We start from the raw sequence: 18,119 nt of genomic DNA, 5'->3' as shown, positions 1-18,119 counted from the left end.
AGGAGTGCCGCCGATGTCATTACCTCCGACGCGGCTGCTGGCCACCACCCTGATCATGGCATTCGCCGGGGTGGGAATGGTTGCCTGCAGCGGCGATGAGCAGAAAAGCGACAGTTCACAGATCACGGTGTGGAGCCTGGAGGACGTGGCCGACCGGGTCACCGCGACCAAGGCGATCATCAGCGACTTCACCGCCAAGACCGGCGTCAAGGTCAACCTGGTCACCGTCAACGAGGACCAGTTCCCCTCCCTCATCGCCTCCAGCGCCGCCGCCGGCAAGCTCCCCGACGTGGTCGGCTCCGTCTCCCTCGCCGGCATCCAGACCCTCGCCGGCAACGAGCTGCTGCACGAGTCGGCCAACGCCGAAATCGTCGACAAGCTCGGCCGGGACACCTTCTCCCCCCGGGCGCTGGAGCTGACCTCCGACGGCGGGAAGCAGCTCTCCGTCCCCAGTGACGGGTGGGGCCAACTCCTCGTCTACCGCAAGGACCTCTTCGACGCCGCCGGCCTGCCCGCCCCCGACACGTACGAGAAGATCGCCGCCGCCGCGGCGAAGCTCAACACCGGCGGCGTCGCCGGCATCACCGCGGCCACCTCCCCCGGCGACGTCTTCACCCAACAGACCTTCGAGCACATCGCCCTGGCCAACAACTGTCAGCTCACCGACGACTCCGGCGCGGTCAAGCTCGACTCCCCCGAGTGCGTCGAGGCGTTCCGCTTCTACGGCGACCTGATGCGCAACCACTCGGTCAGGGGTGCGCAGGACGTGGACACCACCCGGGCCACCTACTTCGCCGGCAAGGCGGCGATGCTGATCTGGTCGCCGTTCATCCTCGACGAGCTGGCCGGGCTGCGCAACGACGCCAAGCCGACCTGCCGGCAGTGCCAGCAGGACCCGACGTTCCTGGCCAAGAACAGCGGCTTCGTCACCGCGATCAAGGGACCCAACGGCGCCGAGCCGGCGCAGTACGGCGAGATCAGCTCGTGGGCGGTCCTCGACGGCGCCGCGGCCGGCCCGGCCAAGTCGTTCGTGGAATACATGCTGAGCGACGGCTACCCGCGCTGGTTCGGGATGTCCCCCGAAGGTCGTTTCCCCGCCCGCAAGGGCACCGCGGACGACAAGGAGAAGTTCCTCACCGCCTGGAACACCAGCCAGGCCGGCGTGGACACCAAGAAGCCGCTGTCCGCGGTGTACGGCGACGACGTGCTCGCCACCCTCCGCAAGAGCCCGGACACCTTCCAGCGCTGGGGCCTGCCGCAGGGCCAGGGCAAGCTGGTCGGCGCCATCCTCGGCGAGCTGCCCGTACCGAAGGCGCTCGCCGACGTGGTCGGCGGCAAGTCCGACGCCGCCGCGGCCGCCGGCCGGGCGAAGAAGGACGTCGAGGCGGTCAAGAAGGGCGTCAATTGACCACCACCGCGCCGGAGGCCGGCCGCTCCCCCGCCCGGGAGCGGCCCGGCCCCCGGCGCCGGCCACTGACCCTGCGCCGGCGCGAGTCCCGCGCCGGGCTCGCGCTGGTCGCCCCGACCCTGCTCGTGGTGTTCGCGGTGATCGGCATCCCGATCGTCTGGACCGTGGTGCTGGCCTTCCAACGGGTACGCCTGGCGACCCTGCGCAGGACCGGGCTCTTCGGCGAGTTCACCCTGAGCAACTTCGACCGGGTGCTGCACACCCCCGGGTTCGCCGACACGCTCTGGACCACCCTGCTCTACAGCCTCGGCGGGACCTTCGGGTCGATCGTGATCGGCCTGGTCGCCGCGCTGGTCGTCCGCCGGCCGTTCCGGGGGCGCACGCTGGTCCGGGCGTCGATGCTGCTGCCGTACGTGGCGCCGGTGGTCGCGGTGGCCTTCGTCTGGCAGGTGATGCTCGACCCGCAGCTCGGCGTCGTCAACGCCTGGGGGCAGCGGTTCCTCGGCTGGGACGCGCCGATCCCGTTCCTCTCCCAGGACTCGACCGCGCTGTGGACGGTGATCGCGTTCGAGGCGTGGCGGTACTTCCCGTTCGCGTTCCTGTTCCTGCTCGCCCGGTTGCAGGCGGTCCCCGGGGACCTGGAGGAGGCGGCGCGGGTCGACGGGGCCACCCCGACCCAGCGCTTCCGGCACATCCTGCTGCCCCAGCTGATGCCGGTGATCGCGCTGCTGGCCGTGCTCCGGTTCATCATGACCTTCAACAAGTTCGACGACGTCTACCTGCTCACCGGCGGCTCGGCCGGCACCGAGGTGGTCAGCGTCCGGGTCTACCAGTTCCTCACGGCGCGTACCGACGTCGGCGCGGCGGCCGCCCAGGCGGTCGTGCTGGCCGTGGTGCTGATCGCGTTCGTCGCGATCTACCTGCGCTTCTTCACCGCACGTAGGGAGGCGTGATGGACCGGGACCGGATCGAGACGGTCAGCCTGCGCTGGCTGCGCCGGCTGGTGATCGCCGCCTTCCTGATCGTCACCGTGCTGCCCTTTTGGTACATGCTGGTGCTCTCGGTGCGCCCCATCGAACGCCTGCTGCTCGACCCCGGCTCGCTGTGGGTGCCGGTCAGTGAGTTCACCGTCGCCACGTACGCCGAGGTGCTCAAGGCCGCCGAGGACGGCGGCCAGGGGTTCCTCACCTTCATCCGCAACAGCGGCCTGGTGGCGCTGGCCGCCACGCTGCTGACCCTGGTGGTCGCCATCCCCGGCGCGTACGCGGTGTCCCGGCTGCGGTTCTTCGGCCGGCGGCAGGTCAACGCCCTCTTCCTCGCCGTCTACCTCTTCCCGTCCATCGTCATCGCCATCCCGCTCTTCGTGGTCTTCACCCGCGTCGGGCTGCGCGGCTCGCTGTTCGGGCTGGTGCTGGTCTACATCTCGCAGACCCTGCCGGTCTCGGTCTACATGCTGAAGAACTACTTCGAGACGATCCCGGTCAGCCTGGAGGAGTCGGCGGCCATCGACGGCGCCGGTCGGCTCGGCATCATCCGGCGGATCAGCCTCCCCCTCGCGGCGCCGTCGATCATGGCGGTCGCCCTCTACGACTTCATGATCGCCTGGAACGAGTTCCTCTTCGCGCTGCTCTTCCTGGTGGACAAGCCGAACCGGTGGACGGTGTCGCTGGGGCTGTCGCTGCTCTCCGACGGTGTCGAGGTGCCGAAGACCGTGCTGATGGCGGGATCGGTGATCCTCACCCTGCCCATCGTGATCCTCTTCTTCGCCAGCGAGCGGCTGCTCACCGAGGGGCTGACCAGCGGCGCGGAGAAGGGCTGACGTCTGCACTGCCAGGTGCCGGGGTTTCTCGCCGGCGCCTGGCAGTGCCGCCTTTCGAGCCGAATTCGCCCGGTTGCCGGCTGGTGCTCTGACCACAAACGTTGACCGGGTTGGTCGGGGTTGGGGAAAGTGTCGTAGGGGTGGTGTTGGCTTCGGTTCGTGCCTCGTCGTCGGGATCCCGCCGCCCCGCGGGTCGTGCACCGCACCGCGCGCGTCGCGTTGCGGGTGACGCCCGGCCAGCGGCGCCGTTGTTTCGGGCTGCTGCGCTCCGCCGGTGACCTGTGGGCGTGCGTGTTGGAGGCCAACACGTGGCGCCACCGCCGTGGCGACGCGCCACTGGTCGGCTATCAGCAGCTTTGTCGGGAGTTGGCCGCGTCGGGGCCGGGCACGTTCGCGGAACTGGATTCCACGGGTGCCCGGTCGGTGTTACGTCGGTTTTCGGATGCGTGGTTCGCGGCGGCGAAACGCCGCAGCGCCGGCGACCTGTCGGCCCGGTTCCCGCGTCGCCGGCGGAGGTTGGTGCCGCTGCGCTGGTATCACGGCACGTTCACCCTCGACAGGCGCCGGGTCCGAATCCCCACAGCCAAGGGCACGTCGCCGTTGTGGGTGCACCTGGCGCGGGAGGTGCCGTACCCGGCCGAGCAGGTCCGCTCGATCACCCTGCTGTGCGAGGGCGGCCGGCTTTTCCTCGACGTGACCGCCGAGGTGCCGGTGACGGTCTACCCGCCCGGCGAGGAGCCGGATCCGGCCAGGGTGGCCGGGGTGGATCTCGGGATCATCCACCCCTACGCCGTAGCCGGCCCGGACGGGGAGGGGTTGTTGGTGTCCGGGCGGGCGATCCGCGCCGAACACCGCATGCACCTGGCCGACACCAAGGCCCGCCGCCGTGCCGTGGCCCGCCGGGCGCCGAAACCTGGCCAGAAGGGGTCGCGGCGGTGGCGGCAGTACCGGCGTCGGGCACGCCTGGTGGAGGGCCGGCACCGGCGCAGGGTCCGCCAGGCCCAGCACGAAGCCGCCCGCAGCGTCGTCTCGTGGGCGGTGCGGCAGCGGGTCGGTGTCCTGCACGTCGGTGACCCCCGCGGGGTGCTGGACCTTCCTACCGGGCGGCGGCACAACCTGCGGCTACGGCAGTGGCAGATCGGACGGCTCCTGCAGGTCCTCACCGACAAGGCCACCCTCGCCGGTATCAGTGTTCGACTGGTCGACGAACGCGGCACCTCCTCCACCTGTCCCGCTTGCGGAAGGCGGGTGCCGAAACCCCGTGGCAGGACCCTGTCCTGCCCGCACTGCGCATTCTCCGGGCACCGCGACCTGGTCGCGGCCGCCAGCATCGCCACCCGTGTTCCGGGCGACGGATCCACCACCCCGACAGCGGTTGTGCTGCCGGAGGTGGTCACGCACCGTCGAGCCGGCCGGCACCTGCCCGGTGCCGGCCGGTCCCGACGTGACCCCCGCCGCCCACTGAGGGTGGCGCGAGGATCAGTTGGCCCGCGGAGGCCCGCCCCACCACCCGGTGGGGAGTCGCTCGCCCAACAGGCGAGGATCCACAACACCCACCGCAAACCCGGTGAACGTTAGTGGACACCGCACTAGTGTCGGCGTTAGTTCACGGCGATCGGGGTCGTATGGCGGCGGTACGCGAGGCACTCAAGGTCCCCCGGGCCGGGCACCTGCTGCATGTCGAGGTGACCGGTCGCGAGGGGGTGCCGCTGGTGCTGCTGCACGGCTTCCCCGACAACCTGCACCTCTACGACGAACTGATGCCGCACCTCGGCGATCGGCGGGTCGTCCGCTTCGACTTCCTCGGCTGGGGCCGCTCCGACAAGCCCGCCGGCTACCCGTACACGGCCGACAACCAGACCGGCGACCTCGCGGCGGTGATCGACCACCTCGGGCTTGAGCGGGTCGTGCTCGTGGCCCATGACGCGTCCGGGCCACCAGCGATCGACTGGGCGCTGCTGTATCCGCACCGGGTCGCCGCGCTGGTGCTGCTCAACACCTACTACCACCAGACAGCGGCGCTGCGCCGACCACCCGCCATCGCGCTGTACTCGACTCCGCTGCTGCGCAACGCAGCCCGGGCGCTGGCCGGCCGTGGGTCGGACCTCGCTCGGCGCCTCTACATCTGGCAGGTGGGCAGGTTCGTCTGGGACGACCAACGCAGGGATCCTCTGGTGAACCGCCTGTACGATGACTTCCCCGCGGCCCAGCCGGCCTTCTGGCGGCTCAACGACGACCTGCTCGGCACCGTCTTGACGCGCCGGCGCCGGCTACCCGACCTGCGCCGATTCGACCGGCCGGTGCGGGTGATCTTCGGCGCGGAGGACCGCTCCCTCAACCCGAGGGTCGCGCGCCGCTTCGCGGAGCTCTTTCCGCGCGCCGACCTGCACCTGCTGCGGAATGCGAGCCACTTCGTGCAGGTCGACCAACCGGAGCGGACCGCGGAGCTCGTCCTCTCCGCCGGTTGACGGGACGGTTCCCACAGCACCTTGCTGGCCGGGCGGGGCCAGCGAGCGGCTGCTCACCGAAAGGTTGACCAGCGGCACGGAGACGGGCTGAACTTGACCTTGAGCGTGGGGTGACACCACGATGACCCGGTGCGCGCGACCACGGTGGACGGGGACCGGTCGGTGAGCCGGCGGCTGGCCCGCCTGCTCACCGAGCTGCTCGCACCCGGCGTCCTGGTCACCGCCCTGCCGCTGGTCGCGGTCGCCCGGGTCAGCGTCGGCCCGGGCGATTTCCTGGCCTGGGGCGGCACCGCGCTGCTCTTCTGCGCGGTGATCCCGGTCGGCGTGATCGTCCACGGGGTGCGCCGGGGCCGACTGACCGACCGGCACATCGGCGACCGCACCCAGCGGGCCCGCCCGCTGTTGACCGGCCTGGCCTCCGTGGCGGTCGGGATGGCGCTGCTGGCCGCGCTGCGCGCCCCGGCGGAGCTGTTCGCCGTCATCGTCGTGATCTTCGTGGTCGGCGCGGCGGTCACCGTGGTGAACCACTGGTGGAAGCTCAGCGTGCACGCCGCGGTGATCGCCGCCTCGACCACCGTGCTGGTGCTGCTCTTCGGCCCGGCCCTGCACGCCGCCTGGCTGCTGGTGGCCGCGGTCGCCTGGTCCCGGGTGCGGCTGCGCGACCACACCTGGCCGCAGGTCGTCGCGGGCGCCACGGCGGGGGTCCCCCTCGCCGCCGGCACGTTCCTCGCGCTGACCTGACCCCACGGCATGGCGCATCGTGCCTGGTCACGCACGGCGGCCGCGCCCGGCCACCCATCCGGCTGCCGGCGACGAAGATCCGGTTACGGTGGACCCATGAGCAAGCCGACCCGTTGGGTGACCGAGACCGAGGCCGGGCACTCGCAGTGGTACATCGACCGGTTCCGCCGGCTCGCCGCCGAGGGGGCGGACCTGGCGGGTGAGGCGCGGATGCTGGACGCGATGGTGCCGCCGGGGGCCCGCATCCTGGACGCGGGCAGCGGCACCGGGCGGGTGGGCGCGGCGCTGGCCGCCCGGGGCCACACCGTGGTCGGGGTCGACGCCGACCCGGCCCTGGTGGAGGCCGCCCGCGCCGATCACCCCGGGCCACGCTGGCTGGTCGGCGACCTGGCCGAGCTGGACCTCGCCGCTCAGGACGAGGCGGAGCCCTTCGACGCGGCGGTGATCGCCGGCAACGTGATGGCGTTCGTCGCACCCGGCACCGAACGGGCGGTGCTGACCCGGGTCGCCGCCCACGTCCGCCCGGACGGCATCGTGGTGGTCGGCTTCGGCACCGACCGGGGCTACCCGCTGACCGACTTCGACGCCGACGCGGTCGCCGCCGGGCTGCGGCTGGAGCATCGCTTCGCCACCTGGGACCTGCGCCCATGGCGGGACGACGCCGACTTCGCGGTCAGCGTCCTGCGCCGGCCGGCCGACTGAGCCGCCCGGGCGGCACCCCCGGCCGCCGGCCCCAGGACGGGCCCGGCACCCGGTGTCCGGCCAGTGGGCCCCAGGTCAGGCCGGGGCGGCGACCGCGCGGGCGGCGGCGGGGTTGAGCGGGCTGCCTGCCGGCACCAGGCTGACCAGGCTCGCCGGCAGCCGCACCGGGCGGACACCGGCGTAGCCGAGCATGCCGAGCACCGCACCGTCGGCGAGCACGTACCGCCGGCCCAGGTCGGTGACCACGGAGACCGCGCCGCCGGACGCGCCCGGCGCCGCCGCCGCCTCCACCACCGCGCCGCGCCCGGGCTCGACCACCACCTGGTCGGCGAGGACACCGCCCCGGCCAACCGGGGTCCGCGCGGCGGCGGCGAGGTCCGGCGGGGTGGCGCCCACCCGCACGTCGCGTACGCCGGTGTCGTCGCCGACCCGGGCGCAGACCGCGCCGCCGTCAACGGTTGCCAGCCGGGGCGGGGCGGGGGGCGGCGCGGTCGGCCCGGTGGGGACCCGGTCGGGCAGCTTGGGCAGGGCGGCGAACCGGCCCAGGGTGATCGGCTTCGGCTCGCCCTGGCCGGTGCGGGCGAGCAGCAGGCCGGCCTGGAGTTCGGTGATGCCGGCCAGGCCGTCCCGCTCGGCCACCGCGTACTGCCGGCCGCCCCCGGAGTTGCGCACCAGGTAGACGTCGCCGACGGTGGCGCCGGTGACCCCGGCGGAGCGGTCGCCGAGGCCGCGTACCGCCGGCGGGGCCAGGTCGGCACCGGCCGGCACGGTGTTCAGGAGCGCGGGCGCCACCGGCACCGCCCGCTCCCGCGTCGCGGCCAGCGCCGCCAGCACCCGGTCGGTGTCGCGGAGCAGATAGCGCCGGTCGTGCCAGAGCAGGTGCAGGCTGCCGTCCGGGTGCCGCAGCAGCAGACCCTGCTCGCCGAGGGCCCGACCGTCGGTGGCGTCCCGGCCGATCAGCAGCGCGGAGCGCGGCTCGGTCCGCCCGGCCTCGGTCGAGGTGACCGAGCAGACCGTCCACGGCGCGGTGGAGAGCCGACCCGGCGCGGGGAGCGAGTCCGGCGCGTCGGCGATGCCCAGTGGCAGCCCGCGCGGCACGCCCTCGATCGAGCGGCGGGAGACCAGCACGGTCTTCGGCCGGTCGGCGCCGATGATGAGCAGGGCGGAGGCGTAGTTCAGCACCGGGTGCAGCCGCTGCTCACGGTAGACGAACCGGGCGCCGGACTCCTTCTCCACGATCACCGCGCCGGAGTCCCGCCAGGAGTTGCCGCCACCGGCGAAGAGGCCGTAGAGGGCGAAGCCGCCGAGGCCGATCACCGCGACCAGCACGCTGGCGAGGCCCGCGCCGGCCAGCCGTCGGAACGGCGACTGGGCGGGGTCGGTCTCCCGCATCACCAGCGCGGCCACCGCCCGCTGCACGGTGAACTGGTACGAGTGGAGCTGGTCCTGCCGCGACGGCATGCGGTCCCTTCCCTGGATCGTCCGGGCACAGGATAAGCGTTCCGTCAATGCGCCGAGGACCCTGCGTCGCCATCCCGCGCCCAATGGGCGCTTCCGGCGGCCCGGCCGGCGATACCCTCGGGGGTATGTGGCGGGGCAGCTACCCCCGGGGGTATGTTGGAGCGCAGGAGGTGGCGCAGTGAAGCTACGACCGGAGATGACCGGCGAGGCGTTGACCCGGCTCAAGCGGGCCCGGGGACAGCTCAACGCGGTGATCGAGATGATGGAGAGCGGGCACGACTGCCGGGAGGCACTGACCCAGCTCGCCGCCGTGTCCAAGGCGATCGACCGGGCCGGCTTCAAGATCATCGCGTCGGGGATGCGGCACTGCAACGCCGCGCGGGAGCGTGGCGAGACCCCGGAGATGACCGAGGAGGAGCTCGAGAAGCTCTTCCTGGCCCTGGCCTGATTGATCATTTCAACGACGTGACGCCCACGTCGCCTACCGGCGGCGTGGGCGGGTAAACGCACCTCGAAGGGCCGAAGTCTGCGATCCGGATACCCCCCCGGGTATATGAACTTTGAAGGGAGATCGGAATGTCAGTTGAGGTGTCGGTCATCGCCACGTCCTCCCTCGGCGACCGGAGCTACCTGGCTTCGGACGGCACAGTGGGCATCGTGGTCGATCCGCAACGCGACATCGACCGGGTCATGTACCTGGCGGGCGAGAAGGGCGTGCGGATCACCCATGTGGTGGAGACGCACATCCACAACGACTACGTCTCCGGCGGACTGGAACTGGCCCGGCTGACCGGCGCGCACTACCTGGTGGCCGCGGCCGACGAGGTCGGTTTCGACCGGATGCCGGTCTCGGACGGCGACCAGGTCCCGGTCTCGGACACCCTGCGGATCCGGGCGATCGCCACGCCCGGCCACACCTTCCACCACCTGTCGTACGTGCTCGACGAGGCGACCGACGGCGACTGGCGGCCGGCCGGCGTCTTCACCGGCGGCTCGCTGCTCTTCGGCACCACCGGGCGCACCGACCTGCTCGGCAAGGAGCACGCCCACGAGCTCGCCCACCATCAGCACGCCTCAGCGAGGCGGCTGGCCGACCTGCTGCCCGACGGAGCCCAGGTCTGGCCGACCCACGGCTTCGGCAGCTTCTGCTCGGCCAGTCAGGCCGACGCCCCGGAGTCGACCATCGGCCGGGAGAGGCAGGCGAACCCGGTGCTGCGGCTGGCCGCCGACCAGTTCGCCACCGAGACCCTGGCCGGGCTCGACGCCTACCCCGCGTACTACGCGCACATGGGGGTGGCCAACGTCGCCGGCCCGGCACCGGTGGACCTGACCCCGGTGACGCGCGCCGACGCCGCCCAGCTGCGCGAGCGGATGGCCGCCGGGCAGTGGGTGGTCGACCTGCGCCACCGCAAGGCGTACGCGGCCTCGCACCTGGCCGGCACGGTCAGCCTCGGGCTGGACGGCCCGATGTCGACCTGGCTCGGCTGGCTGATCGACTGGGGCGTACCGATCACCCTGCTGGCGGAGACGCCGGAGCAGGTCGCCGACGCCCAGCGCGAGCTGGTCCGGATCGGCATCGACCGGCCCGCCGCGCAGGCCACCGGCCAGCCCGAGCAGTGGGCCAGCGACCGTGCCCAGCTCCGCGAGCTGCGGATGGCCGACTTCCCGGCGCTGGCCGCGGCAGGCGCGGGCGACCCGCCCGCCGGCCTGCCCGCCCCCGACGTGGTCCTGGACGTGCGGATGACCTACGAGTGGCGGGCAGGCCACGTCGACGGGGCCGTGCACGTCCCGCTGCCCGACCTCCCGCGCCGGCTGGCAGACGTCCCACCGGGCGTGGTCTGGGTGCACTGCGGCTCCGGCTACCGGGCCACCGCAGCGGCGTCCCTGCTCGCCAACGCCCGCCGCGAGGTCGTCGTCATCGACGACAAGTTCGGCAACGCGGAGCCGGCGGGCGTCGCCATAGCCGACAAGCCCTGACCCAACTGCGACACCGGCCGGCGCGGCTCCGCGCCGGCCGGCCCGACCCTGCCCGCCGACAACGGCGTTGAGCCACGAACGAGGAGACATGAGCACTTCCGAGACCGCCCGCCCCGCCACGCTCGACGCCGGCGCCCTGCGCGAGCTGATCGACTCGGGCCAGGGGCCCCGACTGCTCGACGTGCGCACCCCCGCCGAGTTCGAGACGTCCCACATCCCCGGCGCCTACAACGTCCCGCTGGACCTGCTCAGGGAGCACCGCGAGGAGCTGCGCAACCACCTGGCCGACGACGTGGTGCTGATCTGCCGCTCCGGCGGCCGCGCCACCCAGGCCGGACAGGCCCTCGCCGGGGCCGGGCTGCCGAACCTCAAGATCCTCGACGGCGGCATGCTGGCCTGGCAGGTCGCCAACGCGCCGGTCAAGCATGGTGCACCCCGCTGGGACCTGGAACGGCAGGTCCGTCTCGTCGCCGGCTCGATCGTCCTGGTCAGCATCCTGGCCTCGGTCTTCGTGCCCGGCCTCAAGTGGGTCGCCGGGTTCATCGGCGCCGGCCTCACCTTCGCCGCGGTGACCAACACCTGCGCGATGGGCATGCTGCTCGGCAAGCTGCCGTACAACCGGGGCGCCAGCTGCGACCTGGACACCATCGTCGGCCAGCTCCATGAGAGCGCCGGGGGGCGAGCATGACGGCAAGCCTGGCGCTGACCATCGGGCTGGCCGTGCTGATCGGGATCAGCCTGGGCCTGCTCGGCGGCGGCGGGTCCATCCTCGCCGTGCCGCTGCTGGTCTACGTCGCCGACCTGCCGGCCAAGGAGGCGATCGCCACCTCGCTGCTGGTCGTCGGCGCCACCAGCGCGGTGGGTGTCCTGCCGCACGCCCGGGCGGGGCGGGTCCGCTGGCGTACCGGCCTGATCTTCGGCTTCGCCGGCATGACCGGCGCCTACGCTGGCGGCCGGCTGGCCGAGTTCATCCCGGCCGGGTTCCTGCTCACCGGGTTCGCGGTGATGATGCTGGCCACCGCGGTCGCGATGATCCGGGGCCGGCGCGCCGCCGAGGGCCGGCCGGTGCCGCACGAGCTTCCCGTGCTGCGGGTGATCCTCGACGGGGTCGTGGTCGGGCTGGTCACCGGCCTGGTCGGCGCCGGCGGCGGCTTCCTGGTGGTGCCCGCACTCGCCCTGCTCGGCGGCCTGCCGATGCCGGTCGCGGTCGGCACCTCCCTGGTGGTCATCGCGATGAAGTCCTTCGCCGGCCTGGCCGGCTACCTCTCCAGCGTGAGCATCGACTGGGGCCTGGCCGCTGCGGTGACCGTCGCCGCCATCGCCGGCAGCCTCGCCGGTGGGCGGCTCGTCCGGCGCATCCCCGCCGAGCTCTTGCGCAGGTCGTTCGGCTGGTTCGTCGTGGCGATGGGCGTCTTCGTCCTCGCCCAGCAACTCCCCGCCGAGCTGGGCCTGGGGCTGGCGGTGACGGCGGCGCTCTCGCTGACCGGTACGGTCGCGGTGGTGGTGTGGCGCCGCCGGAGGGAGAGACACCGTGGACAGCAGCGCCTGGGACACCCGGTACGCCAACACACCGGGTCTGGTGTGGAGCGCTGAGCCCAACCGTTTCGTCGTCGAGTCGGTCGCCGGGCTGACCCCCGGCAGCGCGCTCGACCTGGCGGCCGGGGAGGGACGCAACGCGGTCTGGCTGGCCGGCGCGGGCTGGCGGGTCACCGCCGTGGACTTCTCCCCGGTGGCCGTCGAGCGGGGCCGTCAGCTGGCCAGCCAGCGGGGCGTTCCGGTCGAGTGGCGGGTCGCGGACGTGACCGTTTACCGGCCGGTCCCGGGCAGCTACGACCTGGTCCTGATCAGCTACCTGCACCTGCCCGCCGAGGAGTTGGCCCAGGTGCTCGCCGCCGCCCGCAACGCGCTGCGCCCCGGCGGCACGGTCGTCGTCGTGGGCCACGACCGGGCGAACCTCGACGGCGGGACGGGCGGACCGCAGGACCCGGCGATCCTGCTCACCCCCGAGGCGGTCGTCGACGGGCTCGCCGGGCTGCGGATCCAGCGGGCCGAGACCGCCCGCCGGCCGGTGCCGACCGACGACGGCGGCAGCGTGGACGCCCTCGACACGGTGGTCGTCGCGGCCCGACCCGTCGGCTGATCCCGCACCGGCGCACGCGGCCCGTCCGGCCGAGCGGTCAGGGGCGCAGGATGAGCCGGATCGGGTCGCCCTCCTTGTCGTGGACCCGCCGCACCGCCTCCGCGGCGTCGGTCAGGGGCAGCACGTCGCTGACCGAGGCGGTCAGGTCGAGCCGTCCCTGAGCGGCGAGCGACACGAGCTGCTCGACGTGTTCCGGCTCCGAGCCGTAGTGGCCGAGCACGGCCTGCCGGCTGTAGTTGAACCGGCTGTCCGAGGGGATGGTGACCGGCTGGTTGGCGATCCCGGCGAGCACCAGCCGGCCCTGCCGGCCGAGCACGGTCATGGCCTGCTCGCGTGCCGGGGTGGCGCCGGCGAAGTCGAACCCGACGTCCAGACCGCGGGCGTTGGTCACGTCCAGCACGGCGTCCCGGAAGGCGTCGTCCTTCGGGTCCAGGGCCATGTCGGCGCCGAGGGTCAGCGCCCGGTCCCGGGCCGCCGGCAGCGGATCCACGGCGATGACCGGCGCCGCGCCGACCAGCAGAAGCAGTTGCACCGCGTGCGCGCCGAGGCCGCCGACCCCCCACACCGCGACCGCCTCCCCCGGCCGGGTGCGGGCGGTGTCGGTCACCGCCGCCCACGGGGTGGAGACCGCGTCGGGGATGATGCAGGCCTGCTCGAACGGCAGGGCGTCGGGGATCGGCATGACGGTGTCCTCGCGGGCCAGCGCGTACTCGGCCCAGCCACCGTCGTAGTCGACGCCCCGGGTGAGCACCGTGCCGCGCCGGTCCCGCTCCCCCGCCTGGAGCAGCACCCGCTGGCCCGGCTGCCAGCCCTCGACCCCCTCCCCCAACGCGTCGACCGTCCCGGCCACCTCGTGACCGAGGGTCACCACGTCGCCGGGCAGGTACAGCGGGGTGAGCGTGCCGTCGATCAGGTGCACGTCCGACAGGCACACCCCGGCGGCGGCGACCTTGATCCGGACCTGCCCGCGGCCCGGCTCGGGCACCGGCACCGACTCCATCCGCAACGCCCGCCCGGTCACGTGCAACCGTCCCGCCAGCATCTCCGCCACCGCGCTCCCCTTTCGCTCCGACGTCCTCGACCGGGTGGCTTACCCGGGCGGGGGCGCGGGATGCCGACGACGGCGGGAAAAGCCCGGCGCGGCCGGGATCGTCCGGCGACGGCCGACGGACCGGTAACATCCGGTGACGGAACCGGCGGAGAGGACCACCCGTGGGCGCGCGATTCGAAGAACTGGCCTGGCGGGAGACCCCGATCGGCGAGATCAGCCTGCGCCGGCGTCGCGACCCGTCGCTCGACGTCGACGTGTACGAGGTGAAGCTCGACGACGAGTTCCTGATGTCCAGCCTCTTCCCGGTCGCGGAGATCGAACTCGCCCGGCTCGGGCTGGCCACGCTGGAAGGCGATGCCCTGGACGTGGTGGTGGGCGGGCTGGGCCTCGGCTACACGGCGCGGACTGCGCTGGAGGACCCGCGGGTCCGCTCGCTGGTGGTGGTGGAGGCCATCGAGGACGTGATCGACTGGCACCGCCGGGACCTGCTCCCCTTCACGGCCGGGCTGGCCACCGATCCGCGGACCCGGTTCGTCCGGGCCGACTTCTTCGCCGCCGTCGCCGGCGGGAGCGGGTTCGATCCGGACGCGCCGGGACGCCGGTTCCACGCCGTGCTGCTCGACGTCGACCACTCGCCGCGCCAGGTGCTGCACCCCAGCCACGCCGACTTCTACACCGTCGCGGGGCTGCGCCGGCTCGCCGACCTCCTGCACCACGACGGGGTCTTCGCGCTCTGGTCGAACGACCCGCCCGACCCGGCGTTCCAGCGGGTGCTGACCGAGGTGTTCCCGACCTCGGTGGCGCACGTCGTCCGGTTCCCCAATCCGTTGCAGGGGCGGGAGTCCGCGAACACCGTCTACGTCGCCCGGCACTGACCCCTGGGCCGGGGTCTTCCGTTAACCTACGGGACCGTAAGTTACCGGCCCGTAAGTTAGGCTGGGGCGTGGCGCCACCCCCACCCCAGCGAGGAGAGGCGGCGATGGACGCGACCGCGGAACGGCCCTGGAGGCGCAGCTACGCCCCGCGCGCCCGCCGGCCGGTCAGAGCCAGCTTTCCCGGGTGTCCAGGGTCGTCCGGTCGAGGCTCTCCAACAGGTCGAACTGCGGCCCGGTGCGGGGCAGCTCGTGGCGGAAGAAGTACCGGGCCGCCTGGCGCTTGCCGGCGAGGAAGTCGACGTCCGGCCCGTCCGGGACGCCGGCCGCCTCGACGACGAGCAGCTGCTCCAGCCACATCCAGGCGATCACGACGTGGCCGACCGCCTCCAGGTAGACGCTGGCGTTCGCCAGCGCCAGCTCCGGGTCGCCGGTGGCCCAGAGCCGGCGGGTCACCACGCCGATCCGGTCCACCGCCACGCCGAGCTGGGCGGCCAGCTCGGCCGCCTCCCCCTCGGCCTTCCATGCCCGGCTGACCGTCGCGCCGATCGTCTCCAGCAGCACCGCCAGCCCGGCGCCACCCTGCATGATGGCCTTGCGGCCGAGCAGGTCCAGCGCCTGGATGCCGTGGGTGCCCTCGTGGATCGGGTTCAGCCGGTTGTCCCGCCAGTGCTGCTCGACGTCGTAGTCGCGGGTGTAGCCGGACCCGCCGTGCACCTGGATGGCGAGATCGTTGGCGGCCAGGCACCACTGCGACGGCCAGCTCTTGGCGATCGGGGTGAGCATGTCCAGCAGGAGGTGGGCGCGGTTGCGGTCGGCCTCGGCGGGGGCGGTCTTCTCCTCGTCGAGCAGCCGGCCACAGTAGAGGATCAGGGCGAGCGCGCCTTCCACGTAGCTCTTCTGGGCCAGCAGCATCCGGCGGACGTCCGGGTGGGCGACGATCGGCACCTGCGGGGCGGTGGGGTCCTTGTCGGCGAGCGGCCGACCCTGAGGGCGCTGGCGGGCGTAGGCGACGGACTTGAGGTAGCCGGTGTAGCCGAGGGCGGTCGCGCCGGCGCCGACGCCGATCCGCGCCTCGTTCATCATGTGGAACATCTGCGCCAGACCCTGGTGCGGCTGCCCGACCAGGTAGCCGACCGCACCGGCCTGGCCGTACGGCCGGTGCACCCCCTCCCCGAAGTTGAGCAGGGTGTTGGTGGTGCCCCGGTAGCCCATCTTGTGGTTGAGGCCGACCAGCACCACGTCGTTGCGCGGCCCGAGGGCGCCGTCGGCGTCCAGGAGCACCTTGGGCACGATGAACAGCGAGATGCCCTTGACCCCGGGCGGGCCGTCGGGGATCCGGGCCAGCACCAGGTGGACGATGTTCTCGGCCAGCTCGTGGTCGCCCCCGGAGATCCACATCTTGGTGCCGACCAGCCGGTACGTCCCGTCGGGCTGCGGCTCGGCCCGGGTGGTGATGTCGGCGAGCGAGCTGCCGGCCTGCGGCTCGGACAGGCACATGGTGCCGAAGAAGCGCCCCTGCACCATCGGGCGTACCCAGGTGTCGATCTGCTCGGCGCTGCCGTGGGTGAGCAGCAGGTTGGCGTTGCCCAGGGTGAGGAACGGGTAGGCGGCGGTGCCGACGTTGGCCGCCTGGAACCACGCGAAGCAGGCGGCGGAGACGACGTGCGGCAGCTGCATCCCGCCGATCGACTCGTCCAGGCTGGCGGCCAGCAGCCCGGTCTGGGCGAAGACGTCGAGGGCGGCCTTGACCTGCGGGATGGTGTGCACCCGGCGCCCGTCAAAGGTGGGCTCGGCGGTGTCGGCGGCCCGGTTGTGGGGGGCGAAGTGCTCGGCGGCCACCCGGGCGGCGAGGTCCAGCACGTCGTCGAAGGTCTCCCGGGAGTGCTCGGCGTAGCGGGGCCGCTCGGTCAGCCGGGTCACGTCGAGCCAGTCGTGCAGCAGGAACGCCAGGTCGCGACGGGACAGCAGGGTGGACGACACGGGGGTCTCCTTCCGTCGGGCCGGCTCAGCCGCGGCGCAGCCCCGCGACGGCCTCTCGCAGGTCATCCTGGCTGATCGGGCCGGCCGGCGCACCCTCGGTGGCCTCCCGCATCGCCTTGGCCAGCTGCACCCGGCGCAGCACCTCGCGGATATCGGCGCCGGTCAGGCCGGGGGTGAGCGCGGCCAGCTCGGCCGGGTCGACGTCGGCGGCGAACATCCGGAAGCCGGGCCCCTCGTGCCGCGCGATCAGTTCCCGGATCATCTTGGTGATGATCTCGGCGCGGCCGGACTCGTCCGGGGCGGGGATGGCGACCTTGATGTCGAAGCGCCCGGAGCGGACCAGCGAGGCGTCCACCCGCTGCGGGAAGTTGGTGGTGGCCACCACGATGACGTCGGGGTTCTCCTCGAACAGGGTGTTCATCTCCTGCTTGAAGATGCCGGCGACCGCGTTGACCGCCTGGCTGGCGGCGTCCCCGCCCGCCCCGGCGTAGCTGATGATGCTGTCGAACTCGTCGAAGAGCATCACCGTGGGCCGGCGGTAGCGGCGGGCCTCCCGGAAGATCTGCTTGATGTTGCGCTCCGAGCCGCCCAGGTACTTGTCGAGGATCTCCGGGGTGCGGATCTCGGTGAAGTCGGCGCCGATCTCGTTGGCCAGGGCCCGGGCCAGCATGGTCTTGCCGGTGCCGGGCGGGCCGTACATGAGGATGCCCTGCGGGCGGCGGGCGCCCCAGCGGGCCATCACCTGCGGGTGGCGGAAGGACACCGCGATCTCCCGGAACCGGGCGACCACCTCGGCCAGGCCGCCGACCTGGTCCAGGGTGACCGCCTCGGAGCGCGGCACGGCCCGGACCGCCGCCGGCGCGGGTCGCCGGCCCACCGTGTAGGACCGGTCGCGCAGCGCGTCCTCCCCGGCCAGCTCGCGCACCACGTGCAGCACCAGGCCGACCATCGCCCGCAGCTGAGCCGGGCCGGCCTCGGCGCTGGGCACGGCCGCGCGCAGGGTCACCGTCCGTCCGCCGTCGGCGGTCTCGTCGTACGTCAGCTCGGGGTGCAGGCCGTGCGCGGCGGCCTCGCGCAGCGCCGCGGCCCCGGCCAGGTCCTCCCCGGTGCCGGCGGCGGCGGGCCGGAGCCCGAGCCCGAGCCGGCGCGACGCCTCGGCGAGGACCCCGCCGGACGTCGGGTCGGTGCTGGCCAGCCGGCGGGCGAGCAGCACCCCGGCCGGGCCGGCGACGCCCAGGGCCAGCAGCCCGACCGCGCGGCCGGCGGAGGTGCGGACCTCGGCGTCGAAGCGGTGCGTGCCGTCGGCGGCCCGCACGGTGAGCCGGACGGCGCGCACCGGGGCGGGGAAGTCGGCGTCGGCGAGCAGCTCGACCGGGCCGGCGCCGGCTGCGGCGAGCAGCCCGGCGGCGTCGACGAGGGTGACCCGGGCCCCGAACAGGGGGTAGCTGTCGGCGCCCGGCCGGAGGTCGTGCCCGTTCTCCGTCATGGACCCACGTC

General features: G+C 73.3%; 17 protein-coding genes. 13 read left to right on the top strand and 4 right to left on the bottom strand.

Annotation, left to right across the window (positions count from 1 at the left end):
- Window positions 1-13 precede the first annotated feature (13 nt).
- From ACTWO6_RS14675 to ACTWO6_RS14645, 7 genes are all read left to right on the top strand, one after another.
- On the top strand, window positions 14-1,408 hold the full coding sequence (locus tag ACTWO6_RS14675; RefSeq protein WP_446220168.1) for an ABC transporter substrate-binding protein: 1,395 nt from the start codon (window positions 14-16) through the stop codon (window positions 1,406-1,408).
- Window positions 1,405-2,361, top strand: a complete 957-nt coding sequence (locus ACTWO6_RS14670) for a carbohydrate ABC transporter permease (protein WP_446220167.1) — start codon at window positions 1,405-1,407, stop codon at window positions 2,359-2,361. Before ACTWO6_RS14675 ends, ACTWO6_RS14670 begins: the two co-directional genes overlap by 4 nt.
- Window positions 2,361-3,227 carry a carbohydrate ABC transporter permease gene (locus ACTWO6_RS14665; protein WP_446220166.1) on the top strand — a complete coding sequence of 289 codons (867 nt, stop codon included), beginning with the start codon at window positions 2,361-2,363 and terminating at the stop codon, window positions 3,225-3,227. The genes ACTWO6_RS14670 and ACTWO6_RS14665 overlap by 1 nt, the downstream gene beginning before the upstream one ends.
- 159 nt (window positions 3,228-3,386) lie before the next feature.
- Window positions 3,387-4,805 carry an RNA-guided endonuclease InsQ/TnpB family protein gene (locus ACTWO6_RS14660; protein ID WP_446220165.1) on the top strand — a complete coding sequence of 473 codons (1,419 nt, stop codon included), beginning with the start codon at window positions 3,387-3,389 and terminating at the stop codon, window positions 4,803-4,805.
- A 47-nt stretch (window positions 4,806-4,852) separates the two neighbouring features.
- Window positions 4,853-5,695, top strand: a complete 843-nt coding sequence (locus ACTWO6_RS14655) for an alpha/beta fold hydrolase (protein ID WP_446220164.1) — start codon at window positions 4,853-4,855, stop codon at window positions 5,693-5,695.
- Between the two features lie 129 nt (window positions 5,696-5,824).
- The gene (locus ACTWO6_RS14650; RefSeq protein ID WP_446220163.1) at window positions 5,825-6,436 is read left to right on the top strand and encodes a phosphoesterase PA-phosphatase; all 612 of its coding nucleotides are present in this window, start codon (window positions 5,825-5,827) and stop codon (window positions 6,434-6,436) included.
- 96 nt (window positions 6,437-6,532) lie between these two features.
- Window positions 6,533-7,138: a class I SAM-dependent methyltransferase gene (locus ACTWO6_RS14645; RefSeq protein ID WP_446220162.1), complete on the top strand. Its 606-nt coding sequence runs from the start codon at window positions 6,533-6,535 to the stop codon at window positions 7,136-7,138.
- Between the two features lie 75 nt (window positions 7,139-7,213).
- On the opposite strand, the gene eccB is transcribed toward ACTWO6_RS14645, so the two are convergent.
- Window positions 7,214-8,599 carry a type VII secretion protein EccB gene (gene eccB, locus ACTWO6_RS14640; protein ID WP_446220161.1) on the bottom strand — a complete coding sequence of 462 codons (1,386 nt, stop codon included), beginning with the start codon at window positions 8,597-8,599 and terminating at the stop codon, window positions 7,214-7,216.
- Between the two features lie 178 nt (window positions 8,600-8,777).
- Here eccB and ACTWO6_RS14635 point away from each other — a divergent pair, with 178 nt between their 5' ends.
- From ACTWO6_RS14635 to ACTWO6_RS14615, 5 genes are all read left to right on the top strand, one after another.
- Window positions 8,778-9,047: a metal-sensitive transcriptional regulator gene (locus tag ACTWO6_RS14635; protein WP_446220160.1), complete on the top strand. Its 270-nt coding sequence runs from the start codon at window positions 8,778-8,780 to the stop codon at window positions 9,045-9,047.
- 128 nt (window positions 9,048-9,175) lie between these two features.
- Window positions 9,176-10,576 carry a rhodanese-like domain-containing protein gene (locus ACTWO6_RS14630; protein ID WP_446220159.1) on the top strand — a complete coding sequence of 467 codons (1,401 nt, stop codon included), beginning with the start codon at window positions 9,176-9,178 and terminating at the stop codon, window positions 10,574-10,576.
- An 88-nt stretch (window positions 10,577-10,664) separates the two neighbouring features.
- Window positions 10,665-11,264, top strand: a complete 600-nt coding sequence (locus ACTWO6_RS14625; protein ID WP_446220158.1) for a rhodanese-like domain-containing protein — start codon at window positions 10,665-10,667, stop codon at window positions 11,262-11,264.
- Window positions 11,261-12,169 carry a sulfite exporter TauE/SafE family protein gene (locus ACTWO6_RS14620; protein ID WP_446220157.1) on the top strand — a complete coding sequence of 303 codons (909 nt, stop codon included), beginning with the start codon at window positions 11,261-11,263 and terminating at the stop codon, window positions 12,167-12,169. The genes ACTWO6_RS14625 and ACTWO6_RS14620 overlap by 4 nt, the downstream gene beginning before the upstream one ends.
- Window positions 12,108-12,716, top strand: coding sequence for a class I SAM-dependent methyltransferase (locus ACTWO6_RS14615; protein WP_446220156.1), 609 nt, complete (start codon window positions 12,108-12,110; stop codon window positions 12,714-12,716). Before ACTWO6_RS14620 ends, ACTWO6_RS14615 begins: the two co-directional genes overlap by 62 nt.
- Window positions 12,717-12,753: 37 nt before the next feature.
- Here the strand turns inward: ACTWO6_RS14615 and ACTWO6_RS14610 are convergent, their stop codons facing one another.
- Window positions 12,754-13,758 carry a zinc-binding dehydrogenase gene (locus tag ACTWO6_RS14610; protein WP_446220663.1) on the bottom strand — a complete coding sequence of 335 codons (1,005 nt, stop codon included), beginning with the start codon at window positions 13,756-13,758 and terminating at the stop codon, window positions 12,754-12,756.
- A gap of 170 nt (window positions 13,759-13,928) precedes the next feature.
- Here ACTWO6_RS14610 and ACTWO6_RS14605 point away from each other — a divergent pair, with 170 nt between their 5' ends.
- On the top strand, window positions 13,929-14,642 hold the full coding sequence (locus tag ACTWO6_RS14605; RefSeq protein WP_446220155.1) for a spermidine synthase: 714 nt from the start codon (window positions 13,929-13,931) through the stop codon (window positions 14,640-14,642).
- Between the two features lie 165 nt (window positions 14,643-14,807).
- On the opposite strand, the gene ACTWO6_RS14600 is transcribed toward ACTWO6_RS14605, so the two are convergent.
- Both ACTWO6_RS14600 and ACTWO6_RS14595 read right to left on the bottom strand, forming a co-directional pair.
- Window positions 14,808-16,622 (bottom strand): acyl-CoA dehydrogenase, encoded by a 1,815-nt coding sequence (locus ACTWO6_RS14600; protein WP_446220154.1) that lies wholly within the window; start codon window positions 16,620-16,622, stop codon window positions 14,808-14,810.
- 25 nt (window positions 16,623-16,647) lie between these two features.
- A complete protein-coding gene (locus ACTWO6_RS14595) occupies window positions 16,648-18,108 on the bottom strand; it encodes an ATP-binding protein (RefSeq protein WP_446220153.1) in 1,461 nt (486 codons plus the stop codon).
- Window positions 18,109-18,119: the final 11 nt, after the last annotated feature.

This window comes from Micromonospora sp. IBHARD004 (assembly GCF_052814115.1).
The sequence above is the reverse complement of the archived record's forward strand: the minus strand, read 5'-3'. Positions and strand labels throughout refer to the sequence as shown.

Excerpts from the sequence above, each read along its gene's own strand:
- ACTWO6_RS14675 (WP_446220168.1), top strand. The coding sequence starts at position 14 with ATGTCATTACCTCCGACGCGGCTGCTGGCCACCACCCTGATCATGGCA.
- ACTWO6_RS14665 (WP_446220166.1), top strand. The coding sequence starts at position 2,361 with ATGGACCGGGACCGGATCGAGACGGTCAGCCTGCGCTGGCTGCGCCGG.
- ACTWO6_RS14655 (WP_446220164.1), top strand. The coding sequence starts at position 4,853 with ATGGCGGCGGTACGCGAGGCACTCAAGGTCCCCCGGGCCGGGCACCTG.
- ACTWO6_RS14645 (WP_446220162.1), top strand. The coding sequence starts at position 6,533 with ATGAGCAAGCCGACCCGTTGGGTGACCGAGACCGAGGCCGGGCACTCG.
- eccB (WP_446220161.1), bottom strand. The coding sequence starts at position 8,599 with ATGCCGTCGCGGCAGGACCAGCTCCACTCGTACCAGTTCACCGTGCAG.
- ACTWO6_RS14630 (WP_446220159.1), top strand. The coding sequence starts at position 9,176 with ATGTCAGTTGAGGTGTCGGTCATCGCCACGTCCTCCCTCGGCGACCGG.
- ACTWO6_RS14625 (WP_446220158.1), top strand. The coding sequence starts at position 10,665 with ATGAGCACTTCCGAGACCGCCCGCCCCGCCACGCTCGACGCCGGCGCC.
- ACTWO6_RS14620 (WP_446220157.1), top strand. The coding sequence starts at position 11,261 with ATGACGGCAAGCCTGGCGCTGACCATCGGGCTGGCCGTGCTGATCGGG.
- ACTWO6_RS14610 (WP_446220663.1), bottom strand. The coding sequence starts at position 13,758 with ATGCTGGCGGGACGGTTGCACGTGACCGGGCGGGCGTTGCGGATGGAG.
- ACTWO6_RS14595 (WP_446220153.1), bottom strand. The coding sequence starts at position 18,108 with ATGACGGAGAACGGGCACGACCTCCGGCCGGGCGCCGACAGCTACCCC.